Below are 18,498 nucleotides of genomic sequence, written 5' to 3'. Positions count from 1 at the left end.
CCGCGCGCGACGCGCGCAGCCGCTGGCTCAGCCGGAGGACCACCCATGTCAGAGACCCGGATCGTGCGGGCTGCCGCGATCCAGATCGCGCCGGACCTCGACCGCCCGGACGGCACCCTGGAGCGCGTGCTCAACGCCGTCGACGAGGCCGCCGCCAAGGGCGCGCGCTTCATGGTCTTCCCCGAGACCTTCGTGCCCTACTATCCCTACTTCTCGTTCGTTCTCCCGCCCGCGCTCCAGGGGCCCGAGCACCTGCGCCTCTACGAGCGTGCGGTCGCCGTGCCGGGTCCGGTGACGCAGGCGATCTCCGCGGCCGCACGGCGCCACGGGGCCGTGATCGTGGTCGGGGTCAACGAGCGCGATCACGGATCGCTCTACAACGCGCAGCTGATCTTCGACGCGGACGGCGCCCTGAAGCTCAAGCGCCGTAAGATCACGCCGACCTACCACGAGCGCATGATCTGGGGGCAGGGCGACGGCGCCGGCCTCGCCGTGGTGGAGACGGCGGTCGGCCGCGTGGGGGCGCTCGCCTGCTGGGAGCATTACAACCCGCTCGCCCGCTACGCCCTGATGGTGGGCCACGAGGAGATCCACGCCGCGCAGTTCCCGGGCTCCCTCGTCGGCCAGATCTTCGCCGACCAGATGGAGGTGACGATCCGCCACCACGCCCTGGAGGCGGCCTGCTTCGTGGTCAACGCCACCGGCTGGCTCACCGACGCGCAGGTCGCGCAGGTCTGCCCGGACGAGCGCCTGCGCGGCGCCTGCCGCGGCGGGAACTGCACCGCCATCGTGTCGCCCGAGGGCAAGCACCTCGCCGATCCCCTGGGACCGGGCGAGGGCATCCTGATCGCCGACATGGATCTCGCGCTGGTGACCAAGCGCAAGCGGATGATGGACTCGGTCGGCCACTACGCGCGGCCGGAGCTCCTCAGCCTGCTCCACGACGACCGCCCGGCCGCCTTCGTGCAGCGGCCGGCCCGTTCGCAGACCGCCCCCCGGAGCCCCGACCATGAGCAGCAGCCCGCTTCCGACGCGCCGTCCCATATCCCCGACGGCCCCGACGGGCCTGATCGGGATGCCGACGGAGCGCCTGATCAACGCGTTGCAATCCTGCGGCGTTAGGCTCGCCGACAGCCGCGCCGGCGCGCCGAGCCGCCGCGGCGGCGCCGGCCCCTCGGACCACAAGGCGATGACCATCGCGGGCCGCACCGTGATGGTGCCGGTCCACACCGAGGCCGCCTTCGACTCGCCCTTCCTCGTGCGCCCGCCGGACGCGGACGGGATCGCGGTGATCGAGCACGCGGGCGTCGTGGTCGGCCACGTCACCTTCCCGGGCCGCCCGCGCTTCTACGCCCTCTCCACCTTCGACGGCGTGCCCTACGCGAAGATCGCCGTCCTGCACGGGCGCGACGTGCTGGCCACCACGGTGCTGCAGACCTGCATCCGCTACCAGAGCCGCGCGAAGACCTGCCAGTTCTGCTCGATCGGCCAGTCGCTGGCGGCCGGCCGCACGGTGGCCCGCAAGACGCCCGAGCAGCTCGCCGAGGTCGCCCGCGCCGCCGTGCTGCTCGACGGCGTGAAGCACATGGTCATGACCACCGGCACGCCGAACGCCACCGACCGCGGCGCCGCGATCCTGTGCGAGAGCGCCTTCGCGGTGAAGGCGGCCGTCGACCTGCCGATCCAGGCCCAGTGCGAGCCGCCCGACGACGACCGCTGGTTCGAGCGGATGAAGGCCTCGGGCATCGACGCGCTGGGCATGCATCTCGAGGCCGTCACGCCCGAGGTGCGGGCGCGGATCATGCCCGGCAAGGCGGGCGTGCCGCTGGAGCGGTACTACGACGCCTTCGCGGCCGCTGTCCCGGTCTTCGGGCGCGGCCAGGTCTCCACCTACATCCTCGCCGGCCTCGGCGACGCGCCGGAGGCGATCCTCGCGATGGCCGACCGGCTGATCGGGATGGGCGTCTACCCGTTCGTGGTGCCCTTCGTGCCGATCTCCGGCACGCCGCTGGAGAGCCATCCGGCCCCCGGGCCCGACTTCATGCACGCCGTCCTGAAGCCGCTCGCGGAGATGCTGGGGCGGGCGAACCTGCGCTCCACCGACATCAAGGCCGGCTGCGGCCGGTGCGGTGCCTGCTCGGCGCTCTCCACCTACGAGCGCGCGGGGGAGACGGCCTGATGTTCGACCCCGTTCCGCCGTACCGGCCCAGCCACTTCCGGGTGAAATTCGCGGTCGCGCCCTGGGAGCGGCGCGCCTGCGCCGCCCTGCGGCGGCAGGTCTTCTGCGCGGAGCAGGGGATCTTCAGGGCGGACGATCGCGACGCGATCGACGCGCACGCCATCCCGGTCTGCGCCCTCTCGACGCTCGGCGGCGACGCGGACGCCGTCGTCGGCACCGTGCGGATCCACGAAGACGGCGCGCGCCCGGGAACGTGGTGGGGCTCGCGCCTCGCCGTCGCCAAGCCTTTCCGCAGCGCCGCCGCCCTCGGCACCGGCCTCATCCGGGTCGCGGTGTCCTCGGCCCACGCGCGGGGCTGCACCCACTTCCTCGCGCATGTCCAAGAGGGCAACGTCGCGCTGTTCGAGGCCCTGCACTGGGAGAGCCTCGACGCGCTGGACCTGCACGGGCGGCCCCACCGCCTGATGGAGGCGGACCTCGCGGCCTACCCGCCGATGCACGATCCCGAGCAGGGCCTCCTCACCTTCCGCAGGGCCGCGTGACCGCCGGGATCGACGTCCGGGCGCTGGCCCGCCAGATCCGCGAGGCCCGCGGGGTCGGCCACAAGCGCGACATCGACGCGGTGGTGCGGCGGCTCGGGCTCGGGAGCCGGCACGCGGCCGTGCCGGTCGGCGACGATTGCGCGGCGATCCCCGACGGCGACGGGCACCTGCTGCTGGCCATCGAGGGCTTCCTCGACAGCTTCGTGGCCGACGATCCGTACTTCGCGGGCTATTGCGGGATCATGGTCAACCTGAGCGACGTCGCCGCCATGGGCGGGCGCCCGCTCGCCGTCGTCGACGCCCTCTGGGCCCGGGAGGTCGGGGGCGCCGACCCGATCCTGGCCGGCCTGTCCGACGCCGCCGCGCTCTACGGCGTCCCGGTGGTCGGCGGCCACACCAACACCCGCGCGGCCGCCGGCAACCTCGCGGTCGCGGTGCTCGGTCGGGCGGGACCGCGCCTGCTGACGAGCTTCGACGCCGCGCCCGGCGACGACCTCGTCGCCGCCATCGACCTGCGCGGGCGCTTCCGCGACCCGCACCCCTACTGGGACGCCTCGACCGGCGCGCCGGGCGCGCGGCTGCGCGGCGACCTCGCCCTGCTGCCGGGCCTCGCCGAGGACGGCCTGGCCGGCGCCGCCAAGGACATCAGCATGGCGGGCATCGTCGGTACGGCCCTGATGCTGCTCGAATGCTCCGGCGTCGGCGGCGTCATCGACCTCGACGCGATCCCGCGGCCCGACCACGTCCCGCTCGCGCGCTGGCTGACGGCGTTCCCGAGCTTCGGCTACCTCGTGAGCGTCCGCCCCGACCGCACGGCGGCCGTCACCGCGCGCTTCGCCGAGCGCGGCATCGCGGCGGCCCGGATCGGGGGCCTCGACGCCGGCCGGGCCGTCCGGCTGCGGGACGCCTCGGGCGCCGAGGCCGTCGTCTGGGACTTCGCCGCCGGCCCGCTGATCGGCTGCGGCAGGGACGGCCCGGGGGCGACGCCGTGAAGCCGCTGCGCGTCGCCCTCCTGACCCACTCCACCAACCCGCGGGGCGGGGTCGCCCACTGCCTCGCCCTCGCCGAGGCCCTGTGCGAACTCGGTCACGCGGCGGTGGTCCACGCGCCCGACCCGTCCGGCCGCGGGTTCTTCCGGGACGCGTCCTGCCCCACCGTGGCGGTCGCCGCCGAGCCGGTCGCGGGCGGGACGGTCGACCTCGTGCGGGCCCGCATCCACGACTACCTGCGCCACTTCGCGAGCCCGGCGGCCCGCGATTTCGACGTGTTCCACGCCCATGACGGCATCGGCGGCAACGCCCTCGCGACCCTGAAGCACCGGCGCCTGATCCCGGGCTTCGTCCGGACCGTCCACCACGTCGACAGCTTCGCCGACCCCGTGCTCGCGGGCTGGCAGGACCGCGCGATCCGAGAGGCCGGCCGGCTGCTCTGCGTCAGCCGCCTGTGGGCCGACTGGATCCGAGACGCGCTCGGCGCCGAGGCCGGGATCGTCGGCAACGGGGTCGACCTGTCGGTCTATCGCCCCGCGGCCGCGGAGGGCGACGCGGCTCTGCGGGCGCGCTGGGGGCTCGGCGCGGGTCCGATCGTCCTCAGCGTCGGCGGCCTCGAGGAGCGCAAGAACAGCCTCGGCATCATCGCGGGGTTCGCGCGCCTGCGGACGCGCCACCCGCACGCCCAACTCGTCGTCGCGGGCGGCGCCTCGCTCCTCGACCACGCCGGCTACCGCGAACGCTGCCGCGCGGCCCTCGTCGCCGCGGGTCTGGACGTGGGCCGCGGCGCGGCCGTCATCGAGACGGGGCCCGTCGCGCAGGCCGACATGCCGGCGCTCTACCGGGCCGCGGACCTGCTGGCCTTCCCGTCCTGGACCGAGGGGTTCGGCCTCTGCGTTCTGGAGGCCGTGGCCTGCGGAACGCCGGCGATCGTCTCCGACCGACCGCCCTTCACCGAGTACCTGACGCCGGCCGACGCGCTGTTCGTCGACCCCGCCGACCCCGACAGCATCGCTGGAGCCATGGCGGCGGCGCTGGAGCCGCGGACCTGCGCCCGCCTGCGCGTGGCGGGGCTGGAGCGCGCGGCCGCCCATTCCTGGCGCGCCTGCGCGACGCGCCACCGCGACGCCTACGCCGCCTGCGCCCGCGGCGCGTCAGCCTTCACGGAGTTGCAGCCATGACGACAACGACCCGTCACGTCCCCGTCGCCGTCGTCGGCGGCGGCCAGGCCGGCCTCTCGGTCAGCTACCACCTGAAGCAGCGCGGCATCGCGCACCTCGTCTTCGAGAAGCACACGGCCGCGCACACCTGGGCGACGCAGCGCTGGGACACGTTCTGCCTCGTCACCCCGAACTGGCAGTGCGACCTGCCGGGCCACCCTTACGACGGGCCGGACCCGGACGGGTTCATGAGGAAGGACGAGATCGTCGCCTACCTGAAGGCCTTCGTCGCCAAGGTGCGGCCGCCGCTCCGCGAGGGCGTGGCGGTCACGCGCGTGGCGCGGCGCGACGACGGCGTGTTTGCGGTCCGGACCTCGGAGGGCGACTACACCGCGGACGAGATCGTGGTGGCCTCCGGCGGCTACCACACGCCGATCGTCCCGCGCATGGCCGAGAAGCTGCCGCCCGCGATCACCCAGATCCACTCGAACCAGTACCGGAACCCGGCGCAGTTGCCCGACGGCGCGGTCCTGGTCGTCGGCTCGGGGCAGTCCGGCGCGCAGATCGCCGAGGACCTGCATCTCGCCGGACGGCAGGTGCATCTCGCCGTCGGCGACGCGCCCCGCTGCGCCCGCTTCTACCGCGGCCGCGACGTCGTCGCGTGGCTCGCCGACATGGGCTACTACGAGAAGACCGTCGACGATCACCCGCTGCGCGACGGCGTCCGGGACAACACCAACCACTACGTGACCGGTCGCGACGGCGGCCGGGACATCGACCTGCGCCGCTTCGCCCAGGAGGGCATGGCGCTCTACGGCGTCCTCGAGGACTACGCGGCGGGCGCCCTCCGCTTCCGGGACAACCTCCGGCCCGCGCTCGACCAGGCCGACCGGACCTACAACGGCATCAACGCGGCCATCGACGCCCACATCGACGCGGCCGGCATCGCGGCGCCGGTCCAGGCGCCCTACGCGCCGGTCTGGGAGCCGGGCGAGCCGGTCACCGCGCTCCCCCTCGAAGGGTCCGGCATCGCCAGCGTGGTCTGGTGCATCGGCTTCGCGCCGGATTTCCGGTGGCTCGACGCGTCCGTGTTCAACGGCGCCGGCCAGCCGAAGCACAGGCGCGGCGTCACGGCCGAGACGGGCATCTCCTTCATCGGCCTGCCCTGGCTGAACACCTGGGGCTCGGGCCGCTTCGGCGCGGTCGGCCGCGACGCCGAGTACATCGTGCAGGTGATCGCGGCGCGTCTCGGCGCCGGTGCGGTCGGCCTGAAGCGGGCGGTGTGAGCCGGATCACCGCCGGGTCGAACCCGGGCGGGGCCTCCCCTCGGTCATCCCGGCATTCGGACCGGTCACGCCGGGTATCCGCGGCCGAAGTGCCGATCCCCTCCAGTGTTCCGGAGCGAACGCTGGTCCAGGATCGACTTGTTCGCCTGTATCGCATCGGTTAGCCACGCCCCGTTGCGGCGCCTGAGTCGCGTCAGAACCAGGGATCATCCATGCGAGCACGTACCGTCGGTATCGGAATTGCGGCGATTCTGTCCGCGATGACCAGTGTGGCCTCCGCCGAGACGTTGCCGGCACGCAAGGCCGGCCTGTGGGAGAGCAAGACCACGTCGCCCGACGGCAACACGACCGCGCGTCAATGCATCGACGAGAAGACCGATCAGATCGCGCAGGCCGCGTTCGGGGGCGGCCAGAACTGCGCGAAGCGCACCATCGTCAAGACGAGCACCGGCTACAAGGGCGAGACCGAGTGCAAGCTCGGCCCGATCTCGGCCGCGGGCACGACCGAGATCAGCGGCGACTTCAACAGCAAGATCCACATGGAGGTGGATACGACGCTGACCGGCATGCCGAACGCCAAGGAGCCCGTGCGACGCCAGATGGTGATCGACGCCACCTACATCGGTCCCTGCGCGGCCGGACAGAGCCCGGGCGACATCATCCTGCCCGACGGCAAGATCGTGAAGATGCCCCAACCGGCGGCCCGATAGGCACACCGGCAGGCGCCTCGGGCGCGGGCGAGCCCGTCGGGTGCCGCCCCGCGTCCCCCTGGGCGCCGCCGCGGAGATCCATGCCGCGAAACCGGCATCCCTCCGTGAGACGGCGAGCGACAGCCCGCGAGGCAGGGGAAGGTCTGATTAGCGGATATTAAATACATTTCGCTAATCGTGCGCCGTGCAGCCGCAGAATTGTTCTATTCGGCTCCGTCGAGGCCGCCGTGTCGCTACAGAGTGTCTCCATTCGTACAAAGCTGGTCGTGGCCTTCTCGGTCCTGACCGTTTTCGTGATCGGGCTCGGCGTGCTCGGGCTCGTGAGTACGCACAAATTGCGCGAGCAGGCGGTTGAGATCGATACGAACTGGCTGCCGAGCATCCGGGCGCTGGGCGAGATCGACACGCTGACCGCCCGCAGCAGCGGCCTTCTCCTGCGGCACACGCAGGCGACCGATCCGGCGCTGCTCGCCAGCATCGAGAAGGATATGGACAGCTTCGACCGGAAGCTGGCCGACCGGGTCGCCGTCTACAAGGGCCTGCTCAGCTCGCCCGAAGAGCGGTCGCTCTTCGACGCGTTCAACCAGGAATCTCAAACCTTCAAGGCGGTGCGCAACGACGTCGTCGAGCTGTCGCGGGCCGGGAAGAAGACCGAGGCCTATCAGCTCTACGAGACGAAGGGCCTCATCCCGCGCCGCGCCGCCTCCAAGGCCCTCGAGAAGCTGATCGCCATCAACAACGCCGGCGCCGATGCCGCGCAGGCCCAGGGCACCGCCGTCTTCAACGAGACCTGGACGGTGAGCCTCGTCGCGATCGCTCTCGCCGTGGCGGTCTCCGTTCTGTCGGGCGTGATCATCGTCCTCGGCGTCACCCGCGGCATCGCCGCGGTGGTGCGGCCGATGCAGGCGCTGATCGCCGGCGACCTGTCGGCCGAGATCCCGCATCAGGGCGAGAAGACCGAGATCGGCACCATCGCGTCGGCCGTCGCGGTGTTCAAGCAGGGTCTTATCCAGATGAAGGCGCTGGAGGCCGAGACCGCGCAGGCGCGCCTCGCCGCCGAGGAGCAGCGCCGGATCGGCATGCGCCAGATGGCCGACAGCTTCGAGGCGGCGGTCGGCGGCATCGTCGGGCAGGTCTCGGCCTCCGCGACCGAGCTGCAGGCCACCGCCGGCTCCATGTCGGCCATGGCAGGCCAGACCTCGGCGCAGTCGGGGGCGGTCGCGGCCGCCGCCGAGGAGGCCGCCTCGAACGTCAGCACCGTCGCGGCCGCCGCCGAGGAGCTCGGCGCCTCCGTCCAGGAGATCGGGCGCCAGGTCCAGGGTTCGGCCGAGCTGGCCCGCTCCGCCGCCGGCGAGGCGGACGAGACCGGCGCCCTCGTTCAGGAACTCAGCGGCGCCGTCGCCAAGATCGGCGACGTGGTGGGCCTGATCTCCTCGATCGCCGGTCAGACCAACCTCCTGGCGCTGAACGCCACGATCGAGGCCGCCCGCGCGGGCGCGGCGGGCCGCGGCTTTGCGGTCGTCGCCTCCGAGGTGAAGGCGCTGGCGGAGCAGACCGCCCGCGCGACCGGGGAGATCTCCAGTCAGATCGGCCGGATCCAGGGCGTGACCGGTCAGGCGGTCTCCGCCATCGGGACGATCACCGGGCGCATCCGCGAGATCAACAGCGTCGCCACCTCGATCGCGGCCGCCGTCGAGGAGCAGGGCGCGGCGACGCAGGAAATCGTCCGCAACGTCACCCAGGCTGCGCAGGGCACCGGCGAGGTGACCAGCAACATCGCCGGCGTGGCCGGCGCCGCGGAGGAGACCGGCGCGGCGGCGAGCCAGGTTCTCGGCGCGGCCTCGGAGCTGTCGCGCCAGTCGGAGCACCTGTCCGCCGAGGTCGGACGGTTCCTCGCGACCGTGCGCGCCGCCTGACGCGCCGACTGAGGAGCCCGGCGATATAGGCCGCTCCGGCCAGTTCATCGCCGGGGTGTGCCGCAGCACCTCGGCGGGGAAAGCTTGAGCTTACATCAGGGTTACACCGCGAACACAGTCGCGGACCTGATGGAGACTTCCATGACCCTCGTTGCCCGCTTCGCCCTCGCCACGGCCGTCGCCGCCGCCACCGTCGCGGTTCTCGCCGGGACCTACGTCGAGATCCTGGACCGTGCCCTCCCGATGCACTTCGTCTGAGACGGCGGGTGCGAACCGGTTGAAGACCGCATCCCGGGTCGCCGCCGTCCGGCGGCGGCGACCCGGGATGCGGGAGGGAGGTGCAGATGACTCGAATCCTGACATCCGTCCTCGACGGCGCCGTGTGGGTCGCGGACGCGCTCGACGATATCCTCGTCGAGGCGGCTCTCGGCTTCGGCGCCGCCGTACCGCTGATCGCCGACCCGTCCGGCGATCCGCCGACCGGCGCAACCACCGGCCAATCCGAGACAAGTCCCTCGTCGATCCGGACTTGACCGCCCGGGATGCCCGGCCGTCGCCGGTGCCGACCCCGGAGGTGTCGCGACGGTCCGGATGACCGGGTTCCCCGGTCGGGCCGCAGAGAGTCGGGCCGCAGAGACGTGTGGCCTCCCACAGAGGGAACGGACCCGCGCCACGAACAGCGGCGGCTCGGCGAGCGTCCCCGTCCGCACCTGCCCCGTTCGGGAACGGCTCTAGCGCTTCTGCGTGTTCGGCGCCGATTGGTCGGTCTGCGGCTCCATCTTGGTGGAGTCGGGTTTCGTCGGCGTGTTGTTCTGCGCCTGCTTGTCGTCGCAGGCGGCGAGGCCGAGCAGCATAAGAGCGGCGAGTGCGATGCGGGTGCGTGCCGGCATGGATCCTCCCTGTGGCGTGTGAGGGCGCGGAGATCCTGTTTGGCGATATCGCCAAACAGGATCTCCGCGCCGCTCGCTGCGCGACGCGGTCCCGTCAGCGGCCGCCGGCCGGCGGCTTGGAGCCGGATCCGGCATCGTTCGGACCGGTGCTGTTCGTCGTGCCGGAGCGGCTCATCGAGCCGGTCGACGGGCCGCTCCCGGCGGCGCCGGGTGTCGAGCCGGACCCCGCGTCGCTCGGGCCGGTGCTGTTTGCCGTGCCCGACCGGCTGGTCGCGCTGCCGGCATTCTCGGCTGCCGTGGCGGGAATCGCGGCCGCGAGGAGGGCGGCGATGGCGAGACTCGTGACCTTCATGGCGGATCTCCCTCTCGGTCCGGCAATCGCTCTCGCGGAGCCGTTACCGGTCGTGCGGGCAACCCCGCGCCACCGACGCTGTTCCGACCGCGTCGCCGACCGGCCGGCACGGGTCCCGGATCACGATGCTTCCGGTGGCGCGTCCTCCCGGACCGCAGCCGGGGTGGCGGCGCGCGCCTGCTCGTCGGGCATCCGGTAGCCGCGATCCCAGGTGGCCCAGGATTCCGAATCCGCCGGATAGGGGTTGGCGGTGATCGGATCGCCGCGGTCGCGGGCGTGGCGCCCCTCGTCGCTGATCGCGGCGGGTGAACGGGTCGACGGTGTCATCGGCGCTTCTCCGGCACTCACATCCCCGGGGCCGGAACCTCAGCGGTCAGCCTGGGCGTTGCAGGATCTACCGGACGCTCGCGCGAATGTTCCCCGCCTGGGTCGGTGCTCAGCGGCCCGTGTACCCGCGCGTCGCCGCCGCCGCCTTCAGGCGCTCGAACGCCGTCGCGTAGCGCTCGCGCAGGAACGCGGCGTTGGGCGGGATCCGGGTCGGACAGAGGTTGTCCTCGGTATCGGACATCTTGATCAGCAGCGCGGCGAGGTTGCCGGCCGCGATCAGGGTGGTGATCCGCTCGGAATACGCGATCCGACTCTGCGGCTTCGTGAGAAGCGTCACCGTCTCGACGATGTCGGCCTCGAAGCCGGCGGCGCGGAGGTCCGCCGCCGTGCGCGGAGTGTCCTCCAGCACATCGTGCAGGAGCGCCGCCTGCATGACTCGCATCGGGTCGATGTCGAGCCCGTCGATGAGTCGGGCGTGACCGGCCCGGGTTTGGGCGGCGTTCGCGACGCGTTCCAGGTGCCGCATGCACGGCTCGCCGCCCTTGTCGAGCTGACCCGCATGCGCCGTGAGGGCGAAGGTATGGGCATCGAAAATCGTCGGCACGCGACCGGCTCTCCAGATCGACCGGCCCGGATCGGCGCCGCACCGGCTTCCCGTTCCGGGAAGTCGGGTCCCCGCCGCGGCGTTCCCGCCGGGTCGCCCGCCGCGGGGCGCCCCGTCGCCGGATGCCGTCCCGGGGCGGGACTACCTCATTTCGTGGATGCGCAGTCTTCGCGCTCGATTCAAAAGTTCACGTTGGCAACACTATTGCTCAGCTCCCGTCGAATCGCCATCTGTTGTTCCATAATCGGACAAGCGGCGAGTCGCGCTTCAGGATCGAGACCATGACGTCCGGAACACTCGAGAAGCCGCTGGATGTCGGCGGGCCGCTGAGCCGCAGGGCGGCGGCGCTGGCCAACGTCCGCTGGTTCCGCGCGCTGGCGTGGCGCGCCCTGCGCGACGGCGGCCCGCGGGCCGAGCTGCGCGCGTCCAACGCGCGGGCCGCGGCGCGGATCGTGCTGCGCCAGGCCAAGCGGGAGGCCCTCGTCGCCCGCTTGGCGCGACAGGCCCTCGACGCCTCCGTCTAAGTGCGGGGCGCCGGGTCGGCCGGGCGCTGGGCCCGGCCGCAGTGGTGCGCCTCAGCGCTTGAACTTGCCTTCGTACTTGAACTCCGGCGCCGCCTTCAGCTGGTCCTTGCTGGCGCCGATGATGGCCTTCCACTTCTTCGCGTCGGCGTCGTAGCCGAGCGCGATCGAGCTCGGCGAGACCGCGACGTAGCGCTCGCCCAGGCCGAGGAAGCCGCCCACCGAGACGATGTAGCCGGCCAGCTTCCCGTGATCGATCACGAGGTCCTTGATCTCGCCGACCGTGTTGTTCTGCGCGTCGGTCACGTTGAGGCCGATGAGGTTGTAGCTGAGCACCGCGTCCTGCGGCACGGTCTCGAATTTGGGCGCGACCGTCTGCGGCGCCTCGTTGGCGGCGAGCGCGGGCCCGGCGAGGGCGGCGGCGGCGAAGGCGGCGATGACGAGGCGGCGCATGGTGTACTCCAGTGGCCCGGTATGGGTGGTCTGAAATGGCCGCCTCGGGCGCATCGTTCCGCGACTGCACGGAAATGTTAATGCGCGGAACATGGAACCTTCGGCCGGCGCGCGACCCGCGCGGCGACACCCCTCACGAGGCTCCGGCGCGGTGAACGGGGTGGCCAACTGTATCGAAGATCGACCGGGACAGATTGGCCGGCGGCGCTCCGACCGTTCCTGGCCGGCCGCGCCCCGGCACGGCATTCCGGGACCCGCACGTATCGGGAGGGGACATCCGTGGCGGGGGGAGTGATCGAGACGACGCGCGGACCGGCGACCGGCGCCTGGGTGGACGGCCTCATCGGCGTCGCGATCTTCAGCGCGTCGCTGGTCGCGACGCGCCTCGCGCTGACCGGCATGGACGCCCTGTTCCTCAGCGCGGCCCGGGCGGCGCTCGCCGGCCTCGCCGGCGCGGCCGCCCTGCTGGCGCTCCGGCAGGCGCGCCCGCGGCGCACCGATCTCCCGGCACTCGCGATCGTGGCCGCGGGCGTCGTGGTCGGCTTCCCGCTCCTCACCGCCCTGGCCCTGCGCACGGTCGGCGCCGCGCACGGCACCGTCTTCGTCGGCCTGCTGCCCCTCGCCACCGCCCTGTTCGGCGCGCTGCGCTCCGGCGAGCGACCGTCACCGGTCTTCTGGCTGCTCTCGATCACCGGCGCGCTGGTCACGGTCGGCTTCGCCGCGCGGGGGCTCGACGGTCCGCCGGGTCCCGGCGACGCCTTCATGCTGGCCGCGATCCTGCTCTGCGGGCTCGGCTACGCCGAGGGCGGCGTCCTGGCCCGCCGGTTGGGCGGCTGGCAGGTGATCGCCTGGGCCACCGTCCTGTCGCTGCCCGTGAGCCTGCCCCTCGCGCTGCTGCTCCGGCCGGTTGAGCTGACGGCGATCCCGCTGCCGGCTTGGGCGGGCCTCGGCTACGTCGCGCTGTTCAGCATGCTCATCGGCTTCGTGTTCTGGTACCGCGCCCTGGCGCGCGGCGGCATCGCGTCGGTCGGCCAGCTGCAGCTGCTGCAGCCGTTCCTGGGCCTCGGCGTGGCCGCGCTGGTCCTCGGCGAGCGCATCGAGCCCGCCATGATCGCCGCCGCCCTGGCCGTGGCCGCCTGCGTGGCGCTGGCGCGGCGCTTCGCCTGAGAACGGCGCGGAGCCGTCGGCCCGGGAGCGTCAGCCGGACTTCGCCACGACCTCGATGTCGCGGTCGAGCCCGCTCTCGACCTTGAACTCGCGGGTGTAGACCTGCCCGTCGTGGCGGGCGATCAGCACGTAGTCGCCCTCCGCCAGGGTGACCTGCGGGAAGGCGCCGATCGCCTCGCGGATCGTGTCGCCGCCGGGGGTGAGGACCGAGAAGGCGGTGCCCGCGAAGGCCTCGGCGCCGGGGGCGGCGACGAGCTTCAGGGTCACCGTCGCGGCGCGGTGGTTGAGTGTCGCCTCCGTGACCTTGCCGTTCTCGACGCGCAGGTCCGCGCGCTGGATCGCGTTCGATTCTCCGTAGGTCGAGACGACGTGGTACGTGCCCTCTGGCAGGCGCAGCAGCTCGCCGGTCTTGATGCCGGCGCGCACGAGCCGGCCCTCGGAATTGGTCCCCACCGGGACGAAGACCGAGAACATCACCTGACCGGGCGGGATCTTCTGATCGCCCACCGCACCGGCCAGCTTCAGGGCGCCGGCGGCCACCCGCAGCGTGTCGGTCGTCGGCTGCCCGCCCATCACGATCCGCTTCGAGGCGCTGGCGAAGCCGTAGGTCACGGTCGCTACGTAGGCGCCTGGCGCGAGGGTGAAATGCGGCTCGGCCTCGGTCGAGCGGGCGACGATCGACGGCCGCGTGCCGTCGCCGCGATCCTCGTAGATCCGCCACGCGAGCCCCTGGCGCAGGGCCGTGCCCGGTCCCGACAGGAGCGCTGACAGGGACAGCTGCGCGTCCGGCTCGGCCGGGGGCAGGGACGGCGGCAGGTTCGGGGTGGTGATCGACGGCGAGGGCAGGGCGCCGCCGAGCCGGTTCTGGAACGGGTCCTGCTGCGCGAGCGCGGCCGGCGGGCCGGCGGCGAGCATCGCCAGCGCGGTCGCTGCAAGCCTCATGCGCATCGGTCGGCCCTTCTCTGCTCGTCTCGCCGGTCGCGACACCGGATCGTCCGGGCCTGCCTCTGACTCCCGACCGTGGCGGCGGCAAGGCCGCTCTTCCACCGGCGGCCCGCGCATGCCACATCCCGGTCGGGACGCGATACCGGGACGGAGCGCATGACCGCCACCCTCGATCTCCTGAAGACCCGACGCTCGGTGCCGCCGGTGCTGCTGGACGAGCCCGGGCCCGACCGGGCGCAGCTGGAATCCATCCTGACGTCCGCCTCGCGGGTGCCCGACCACGGCAAGCTCGCGCCCTGGCGCTTCATCGTCATCGCCGGCGAGGCCCGGGCGAAGGTGGGCGAGGTCATCGCGGCGACCTTCGCGGCCGACAATCCCGACGCGGCGCCCGAGCGGCTCGCGCAGGAACGCGCCCGCCTGACCCACGCGCCGGTCGTCGTCGCGGTGGTCTCGCGGGCGGGCCCGCACGTGAAGATCCCGGACTGGGAGCAGGTGCTCTCCGCCGGTGCCGCCACCATGAACCTCGTGATCGCCGCGAACGCCGCCGGCTTCGCCACGTCGTGGCTGACCGAGTGGTTCGCCTACGACCGCCGCGTGCTCGACGCCCTCGGCCTCGCGCCCACCGAGAAGCTCGCCGGCTTCGTCCATATCGGCCGGGCGCGCGAGGTGCCCTCCGACCGGCCGCGGCCGGCCCTCGACGAGATCGTCACCTACCTCTGAAGGGACCGGCCGTGCACTACGACCTCGACCTGCCGCGCGAGTCGCGCGCCCTCCCGCACAACCCGCTGAAGGCCATCGTCGCGCCGCGACCGATCGGCTGGATCAGCGCCATGAACCGCGCGGGCGCGCTCAACCTCGCGCCCTACTCGTTCTTCAACGCCGTGGCCGACAACATGGTCGCGTTCTCCTCCTCGGGCCGGAAGGACGCGATGACCTTCGCCGAGGAGGGCCGGGAATTCGTCTGCAGTCTCGCCACCTGGGACCTGCGCGACGGGATGAACGATTCCTCGGCGCCGCTGCCGCGCGGAACGAGCGAGTTCGCCTTCGCCAACCTGGAGACCGCGCCCTCGCAGAAGGTGCGGCCGCCGCGCGTGGCCGCCTCGCCGGCGGCCCTGGAGTGCCGGTGGCTCCAGACCGTGCCGCTGGTGCCCCTCTCGGGCGGGGAGGCGGAGAACTTCCTGGTGATCGGGCAGGTGGTATCGATCTACGTCGACGAGCGGTACGTCGCGGATGGAATGGTCGATACGGCGGCGATGCACCCGATCATGCGCGGCGGGTACTTCGACTACTTCCACGCCACCGCCGACACGCGCTTCCAGATGCGCCGGCCGAAGGGCGCGGGGGAGTTCACCGGGTCCTGAAACAGGAACCGGTCGCGCGCGGCCGATTGAGGACTTGTTTACCATAGCGGGCGCAGGTTCGGGCGGTCTCCAGCACCGTGCCCGCCCGGATGTTCCTGTTCACCACGCCGTCGAGCCCACCGGAGAGCCCGCCGCCCCAGGCGCGGGCGCTGCCGGGCACGCCCGCCTCCGGGCCGGTGGTCCAGGCCATCCGCGACGGGGCGACGGCGAGCGGCGTCGGCTTCGACTATCTCCTCGCCACGGCGCGGCGGGAATCCGCCCTCGATCCCGCCGCCAAGGCCGGCACGTCCTCGGCCACCGGCCTGTTCCAGTTCATCGAGCAGACCTGGCTCGGCGTGATGAAGAATGCCGGGCCGCGGCTCGGCCTGCAGGCGCAGGCCGACGCGATCACCCGGCAGTCGGACGGCACCTACACGGTTCCCGACGCGGGCCAGCGGCAGGCGATCCTCGACCTGCGCCGCGATCCCAAAATCTCCGCGACGCTGGCCGGCGCGCTGACCCAGCAGAACGCCGACGCCCTCACGGGCGCCCTCGGTCGCGAGCCGACCGCGGGCGATCTCTACGCGGCCCACGTGCTGGGCGCGAAGGGCGCGGCCGCCCTGATCTCGACCGCCCGCGCCTTCCCCGAGCGCGCCGCCGCCCTCGACCTGCCGGAGGCGGCCGGTGCCAACCGGGCGCTGTTCTACGACCGCGCCGGCCGGCCGCGGAGTGCTGCCGAACTCTATGCCAGCCTCTCGGCGGCGGCCCAGGGCGCCGCGGCCACCGACCTCACCGGCCTGCGCCAGGACGGCGCCGCGGCGCCGCAGGCCGTCTCGGCCTACGCCAGCGCGGCGACCGCGTTCGGCGGGACCTCGGACCTGCGCAGCCTGTTCCAGACGGACCAGCGCGGCGCGGCCTCCGACGCCGCGGCCCGTCTCTGGCAGGCGCGCAACAGCGCCGCGCCGGTGCAGCACGCGGCGCCGACCTATTTCCCGCGCTCCGACGCCGAGCCGCCACCGCGCGTCGCCGTCGCGGAGCCCGCCGTCACGGGTGCCATCACGGGTGCCGTCACGGGCGCAGCGGCCGGACCGGCGGCGACGCCGCCGGGCGCCGCCCTCCTCAATCCGCCGCTGCCGCCCCGCCGACCCGCGGAACTCGCGGCCGCGGCGTCCATGTCCGGCAGCAGGACCAGCCTGTTCGCCCCCCGGAGCGGTCGATGATCATCCGCGACTTTCTGGCCTGGACGCAGGACGCCTCGGCCGAGCGCCGGGCCGAGGCGACCGCGACGCTGGCCCGGACCTACCTCTACGGCGACCTGGGCGCCGACGCGGCCTGGGAGGCCAAGACCGCGCTGCTCGCGCTCCTCGACGACCCGTCGCCGCTCGTGCGCCGGGCGCTCGCCGAGACCTGCGCGGCCTCGGCGCGGGCGCCGCGCCCGCTGGTCGTCGCTCTGTCCTCCGACGTTCCCGAGGTGGCGCGGCCGGTGCTCGCCCGCTCGCCGGTCCTCACCGACGCCGACCTCGTGGACGCGGCCGCCCTCGGCGACGAGGCTACCCGCGCGGTGATCGCCGCCCGGCACCACCTCTCGCACGCGGTCGCAGGCGCCCTGGCGGAGATCGGCGAGACCGACACGCTGGTCGTACTCGCGGCCAATCCGACGGCGAAGATCACCGCGGGCCGGATGCTGCGCATGATCGAGCGCCGCGGCGACGAGGCCGCCCTGCGCGAGGCGCTCCTCGCCCGCGCCGACCTGCCGCCGGAGGTGCGCCATGCCCTCGGGATCGCGGTGGCGCGGGCGCTCACCGACTTCGTCACCGACCGCGCTTGGCTCGGCGCCGAGCGCTTGGACCGGATGAGCCGCGAGGCCGGCGAGCGCGTCGCGCTCGAGGCTTGCGAGGGCTTCGGCGCGGCCGCCGTGACGCGGCTGGTGACCCATCTGCGCGCAAGCCGGCAGCTGACCGCGGGCCTGATCCTGCGCGCCGTGCTCTCGGGCCGGACGGACTTCGCGCTCGCCGCCCTGGCCGACCTGTCGGGGCAGGATCATGCCGGGGTCGCCCGGGCCATGCGCGACCCGCGCCTGTTCGCGGACCTGCACGACCGCGCCGGGCTGCCCGAAGCGCTCCTGCCGGCGATGCAGGCGGCGCTCTCCGCACGGCATGAACTCGCCCGCGCGGCGGCCCCGGTCCGGGGCACCGGCCTGTCGCGGCGCCTCATCGAATCCGCCATCGGAGCCTGCGGCGACCTGTCGGATCCGGAGATGCACCCGGTCATCACGCTGCTCAACCGCTACGAGGCCGAAGCGGCCCGCGACGAGGCCCGCGAGGTGGCCCGCGCCATCGCCGCGCAGGCGCTAGCGCGCGAGACCGCCCGCCGGGAGGCCGAGGCCGCCGACGCCGCGTGGCGCGCCGCTCTGGAGAGCCAGCGCCGGACCGCCTTCGCGGAGGAGACCGATACGGCGACCCCGGTCGTCGTGGCGATCGCCGACGCCGCGGACGGGCCTGCCGAGGCCGAGCCGGTCAACCCGGTGGGCGCGATCCTCGACGCGCTGCCCGAGCAGATCCTGGCCTGGTACCGGCCCGAGGAGGTCGACCCGGAGGTCCAGGCCGCGACCGACCTCGTGCTCGACGGTCTGGGCGACAGCATCCTCGATCATTTCCGCGCCAGCCGGGACCCCGCCGGGCCGGAGCCGGCCGCGAGCGAGGATAAGCCGGAGCGGATCGCCGCCTGATCGCCGCAGGAATCCGCCAAGGCTCGCCGCTCGGGGGAGCGATGGCACCGGACATCTCCCGATATCGCCGGCTGCCGGGGGAGGAGCCTCGCTACGTCCTGGCGGAGGCGCGGACGCTGATCGCGGAGCGTGCCTACCTGTTCAGCCTCTACGCGGTCGACGTGGTCGCCTCCGACGGGCTGACCGGCCGACACGTTCTCGCCGTGCCGGTCGCGATCAGCGCGGTCTCGATCACGGTGGGCCTCGTCCTGACCGAAGCGGATTCCCGCAGGGCCGAGGCGGGCGATCTCGCGGGCGTCGCGTCCCTCGCCCAGGCCGTGCAGGGCGGATACCGGCGCTTCCGAACCTTCCCGGCGAACGAGCTCGGGCGTTTCGTGCTCTGACGGCTC

The 18,498-nt window shown here is 73.2% G+C and carries 22 protein-coding genes; 16 read left to right on the top strand and 6 right to left on the bottom strand.

Annotated elements, in window-relative coordinates:
- The first annotated feature begins 45 nt into the window (after window positions 1-45).
- From ASG32_RS01235 to ASG32_RS01190, 9 genes are all read left to right on the top strand, one after another.
- The gene (locus tag ASG32_RS01235; RefSeq protein ID WP_056521589.1) at window positions 46-1,122 is read left to right on the top strand and encodes a Nit6803 family nitrilase; all 1,077 of its coding nucleotides are present in this window, start codon (window positions 46-48) and stop codon (window positions 1,120-1,122) included.
- Window positions 1,076-2,179, top strand: a complete 1,104-nt coding sequence (locus tag ASG32_RS01230; protein ID WP_056521585.1) for an MSMEG_0568 family radical SAM protein — start codon at window positions 1,076-1,078, stop codon at window positions 2,177-2,179. The genes ASG32_RS01235 and ASG32_RS01230 overlap by 47 nt, the downstream gene beginning before the upstream one ends.
- Window positions 2,179-2,721 (top strand): MSMEG_0567/Sll0786 family nitrogen starvation N-acetyltransferase, encoded by a 543-nt coding sequence (locus ASG32_RS01225; RefSeq protein ID WP_244491757.1) that lies wholly within the window; start codon window positions 2,179-2,181, stop codon window positions 2,719-2,721. The genes ASG32_RS01230 and ASG32_RS01225 overlap by 1 nt, the downstream gene beginning before the upstream one ends.
- The gene (locus ASG32_RS01220) at window positions 2,718-3,713 is read left to right on the top strand and encodes a sll0787 family AIR synthase-like protein (RefSeq protein WP_056521583.1); all 996 of its coding nucleotides are present in this window, start codon (window positions 2,718-2,720) and stop codon (window positions 3,711-3,713) included. Before ASG32_RS01225 ends, ASG32_RS01220 begins: the two co-directional genes overlap by 4 nt.
- Window positions 3,710-4,891 (top strand): MSMEG_0565 family glycosyltransferase, encoded by a 1,182-nt coding sequence (locus ASG32_RS01215; RefSeq protein WP_056521578.1) that lies wholly within the window; start codon window positions 3,710-3,712, stop codon window positions 4,889-4,891. The genes ASG32_RS01220 and ASG32_RS01215 overlap by 4 nt, the downstream gene beginning before the upstream one ends.
- On the top strand, window positions 4,888-6,156 hold the full coding sequence (locus ASG32_RS01210) for an MSMEG_0569 family flavin-dependent oxidoreductase (RefSeq protein WP_056521574.1): 1,269 nt from the start codon (window positions 4,888-4,890) through the stop codon (window positions 6,154-6,156). Before ASG32_RS01215 ends, ASG32_RS01210 begins: the two co-directional genes overlap by 4 nt.
- Window positions 6,157-6,416: 260 nt before the next feature.
- Complete coding sequence (locus ASG32_RS01205) at window positions 6,417-6,866, top strand: DUF3617 family protein (RefSeq protein ID WP_020091622.1); 450 nt, start codon at window positions 6,417-6,419, stop codon at window positions 6,864-6,866.
- A 227-nt stretch (window positions 6,867-7,093) separates the two neighbouring features.
- The gene (locus ASG32_RS01200) at window positions 7,094-8,782 is read left to right on the top strand and encodes an MCP four helix bundle domain-containing protein (protein ID WP_056521571.1); all 1,689 of its coding nucleotides are present in this window, start codon (window positions 7,094-7,096) and stop codon (window positions 8,780-8,782) included.
- A gap of 344 nt (window positions 8,783-9,126) precedes the next feature.
- Window positions 9,127-9,315, top strand: a complete 189-nt coding sequence (locus ASG32_RS01190) for a hypothetical protein (protein ID WP_056521569.1) — start codon at window positions 9,127-9,129, stop codon at window positions 9,313-9,315.
- Between the two features lie 198 nt (window positions 9,316-9,513).
- Here ASG32_RS01190 and ASG32_RS34305 read toward each other — a convergent pair whose 3' ends face one another.
- The 4 genes from ASG32_RS34305 to ASG32_RS01175 form a co-directional block, all read right to left on the bottom strand.
- On the bottom strand, window positions 9,514-9,672 hold the full coding sequence (locus ASG32_RS34305; RefSeq protein ID WP_199866064.1) for a hypothetical protein: 159 nt from the start codon (window positions 9,670-9,672) through the stop codon (window positions 9,514-9,516).
- A gap of 94 nt (window positions 9,673-9,766) precedes the next feature.
- Window positions 9,767-10,024: a hypothetical protein gene (locus tag ASG32_RS01185; RefSeq protein ID WP_020091627.1), complete on the bottom strand. Its 258-nt coding sequence runs from the start codon at window positions 10,022-10,024 to the stop codon at window positions 9,767-9,769.
- A 120-nt stretch (window positions 10,025-10,144) separates the two neighbouring features.
- Window positions 10,145-10,351: a hypothetical protein gene (locus ASG32_RS01180; protein WP_020091628.1), complete on the bottom strand. Its 207-nt coding sequence runs from the start codon at window positions 10,349-10,351 to the stop codon at window positions 10,145-10,147.
- 109 nt (window positions 10,352-10,460) lie between these two features.
- Window positions 10,461-10,955, bottom strand: coding sequence for an HD domain-containing protein (locus ASG32_RS01175; protein WP_056521565.1), 495 nt, complete (start codon window positions 10,953-10,955; stop codon window positions 10,461-10,463).
- Between the two features lie 281 nt (window positions 10,956-11,236).
- Here ASG32_RS01175 and ASG32_RS01170 point away from each other — a divergent pair, with 281 nt between their 5' ends.
- Window positions 11,237-11,479: a hypothetical protein gene (locus ASG32_RS01170; RefSeq protein ID WP_020091630.1), complete on the top strand. Its 243-nt coding sequence runs from the start codon at window positions 11,237-11,239 to the stop codon at window positions 11,477-11,479.
- A gap of 51 nt (window positions 11,480-11,530) precedes the next feature.
- On the opposite strand, the gene ASG32_RS01165 is transcribed toward ASG32_RS01170, so the two are convergent.
- Window positions 11,531-11,929, bottom strand: a complete 399-nt coding sequence (locus ASG32_RS01165) for a PRC-barrel domain-containing protein (RefSeq protein ID WP_020091631.1) — start codon at window positions 11,927-11,929, stop codon at window positions 11,531-11,533.
- 279 nt (window positions 11,930-12,208) lie between these two features.
- Between ASG32_RS01165 and ASG32_RS01160 the strand changes: the two genes are divergently transcribed.
- On the top strand, window positions 12,209-13,096 hold the full coding sequence (locus ASG32_RS01160; protein ID WP_082557711.1) for a DMT family transporter: 888 nt from the start codon (window positions 12,209-12,211) through the stop codon (window positions 13,094-13,096).
- A gap of 30 nt (window positions 13,097-13,126) precedes the next feature.
- On the opposite strand, the gene ASG32_RS01155 is transcribed toward ASG32_RS01160, so the two are convergent.
- Window positions 13,127-14,044, bottom strand: coding sequence for a hypothetical protein (locus ASG32_RS01155; protein ID WP_026604700.1), 918 nt, complete (start codon window positions 14,042-14,044; stop codon window positions 13,127-13,129).
- Window positions 14,045-14,197: 153 nt separating this feature from the next.
- Between ASG32_RS01155 and ASG32_RS01150 the strand changes: the two genes are divergently transcribed.
- The 5 genes from ASG32_RS01150 (at window position 14,198) to ASG32_RS01130 (ending at window position 18,492) form a co-directional block, all read left to right on the top strand.
- Window positions 14,198-14,761 carry a nitroreductase gene (locus ASG32_RS01150; protein WP_056521556.1) on the top strand — a complete coding sequence of 188 codons (564 nt, stop codon included), beginning with the start codon at window positions 14,198-14,200 and terminating at the stop codon, window positions 14,759-14,761.
- Between the two features lie 11 nt (window positions 14,762-14,772).
- Window positions 14,773-15,402 (top strand): flavin reductase family protein, encoded by a 630-nt coding sequence (locus ASG32_RS01145; RefSeq protein WP_020091635.1) that lies wholly within the window; start codon window positions 14,773-14,775, stop codon window positions 15,400-15,402.
- Window positions 15,403-15,491: 89 nt separating this feature from the next.
- Window positions 15,492-16,601, top strand: a complete 1,110-nt coding sequence (locus ASG32_RS01140) for a hypothetical protein (protein ID WP_056521554.1) — start codon at window positions 15,492-15,494, stop codon at window positions 16,599-16,601.
- Window positions 16,598-18,109 carry a DUF2336 domain-containing protein gene (locus ASG32_RS01135; RefSeq protein ID WP_056521550.1) on the top strand — a complete coding sequence of 504 codons (1,512 nt, stop codon included), beginning with the start codon at window positions 16,598-16,600 and terminating at the stop codon, window positions 18,107-18,109. The genes ASG32_RS01140 and ASG32_RS01135 overlap by 4 nt, the downstream gene beginning before the upstream one ends.
- Before the next feature lie 41 nt (window positions 18,110-18,150).
- Entirely contained in the window at window positions 18,151-18,492 is a 342-nt protein-coding gene (locus tag ASG32_RS01130; protein WP_082557710.1) for a hypothetical protein, read from the top strand.
- Window positions 18,493-18,498: the final 6 nt, after the last annotated feature.

Origin of the sequence: Methylobacterium sp. Leaf361 (genome assembly GCF_001424445.1) — a bacterium.
In the GTDB taxonomy this organism is placed as follows: Bacteria; Pseudomonadota; Alphaproteobacteria; order Rhizobiales; family Beijerinckiaceae; genus Methylobacterium.
Note: the sequence above shows the minus strand (reverse complement) of the source record. Positions and strands in the feature narration are given on the sequence as shown.

What these genes read in the sequence shown, in the direction of transcription:
- ASG32_RS01180 (WP_020091628.1), bottom strand. Translation starts at nt 10,351, where the DNA reads ATGACACCGTCGACCCGTTCACCCGCCGCGATCAGCGACGAGGGGCGC.
- ASG32_RS34305 (WP_199866064.1), bottom strand. Translation starts at nt 9,672, where the DNA reads ATGCCGGCACGCACCCGCATCGCACTCGCCGCTCTTATGCTGCTCGGC.
- ASG32_RS01210 (WP_056521574.1), top strand. Translation starts at nt 4,888, where the DNA reads ATGACGACAACGACCCGTCACGTCCCCGTCGCCGTCGTCGGCGGCGGC.
- ASG32_RS01190 (WP_056521569.1), top strand. Translation starts at nt 9,127, where the DNA reads ATGACTCGAATCCTGACATCCGTCCTCGACGGCGCCGTGTGGGTCGCG.
- ASG32_RS01185 (WP_020091627.1), bottom strand. Translation starts at nt 10,024, where the DNA reads ATGAAGGTCACGAGTCTCGCCATCGCCGCCCTCCTCGCGGCCGCGATT.
- ASG32_RS01150 (WP_056521556.1), top strand. Translation starts at nt 14,198, where the DNA reads ATGACCGCCACCCTCGATCTCCTGAAGACCCGACGCTCGGTGCCGCCG.
- ASG32_RS01140 (WP_056521554.1), top strand. Translation starts at nt 15,492, where the DNA reads ATGTTCCTGTTCACCACGCCGTCGAGCCCACCGGAGAGCCCGCCGCCC.
- ASG32_RS01130 (WP_082557710.1), top strand. Translation starts at nt 18,151, where the DNA reads ATGGCACCGGACATCTCCCGATATCGCCGGCTGCCGGGGGAGGAGCCT.
- ASG32_RS01230 (WP_056521585.1), top strand. Translation starts at nt 1,076, where the DNA reads ATGCCGACGGAGCGCCTGATCAACGCGTTGCAATCCTGCGGCGTTAGG.
- ASG32_RS01235 (WP_056521589.1), top strand. Translation starts at nt 46, where the DNA reads ATGTCAGAGACCCGGATCGTGCGGGCTGCCGCGATCCAGATCGCGCCG.
- ASG32_RS01165 (WP_020091631.1), bottom strand. Translation starts at nt 11,929, where the DNA reads ATGCGCCGCCTCGTCATCGCCGCCTTCGCCGCCGCCGCCCTCGCCGGG.
- ASG32_RS01205 (WP_020091622.1), top strand. Translation starts at nt 6,417, where the DNA reads ATGACCAGTGTGGCCTCCGCCGAGACGTTGCCGGCACGCAAGGCCGGC.
- ASG32_RS01225 (WP_244491757.1), top strand. Translation starts at nt 2,179, where the DNA reads ATGTTCGACCCCGTTCCGCCGTACCGGCCCAGCCACTTCCGGGTGAAA.
- ASG32_RS01155 (WP_026604700.1), bottom strand. Translation starts at nt 14,044, where the DNA reads ATGCGCATGAGGCTTGCAGCGACCGCGCTGGCGATGCTCGCCGCCGGC.
- ASG32_RS01170 (WP_020091630.1), top strand. Translation starts at nt 11,237, where the DNA reads ATGACGTCCGGAACACTCGAGAAGCCGCTGGATGTCGGCGGGCCGCTG.
- ASG32_RS01135 (WP_056521550.1), top strand. Translation starts at nt 16,598, where the DNA reads ATGATCATCCGCGACTTTCTGGCCTGGACGCAGGACGCCTCGGCCGAG.